A 286-nucleotide genomic window follows, 5' to 3' on the forward strand; every position below is an offset into this window, starting at 1 on the left:
TGGATGAGTAAGGAGGCACTCAGATGGATTTGAAAACTATCACTTATCTGGTTGTTGGTGCGACGTTTGTCCTCTACATCGGTATTGCGATTTGGGCACGCGCTGGATCAACCAAAGAGTTCTACGTCGCGGGCGGTGGTGTGAACCCTATCGCTAACGGCATGGCAACCGCAGCAGACTGGATGTCTGCGGCATCGTTTATCTCGATGGCGGGTCTGATTGCCTTCATGGGTTACGGCGGCAGCGTATTCCTAATGGGCTGGACTGGTGGTTACGTGCTGCTTGC

At 53.5% G+C, this 286-nt stretch carries 1 protein-coding gene; it reads left to right on the top strand.

The window, feature by feature from the left end:
• Positions 1-23: 23 nt before the first annotated feature.
• A partial coding sequence (locus IEX97_RS13400; RefSeq protein WP_444541812.1) for a sodium:solute symporter family transporter occupies positions 24-286 on the top strand: 263 nt, incomplete at its 3' end.

Source organism: Paenalicyclobacillus cellulosilyticus, assembly GCF_014647315.1.
GTDB lineage: Bacteria > Bacillota > Bacilli > Alicyclobacillales > Alicyclobacillaceae > Alicyclobacillus_J > Alicyclobacillus_J cellulosilyticus.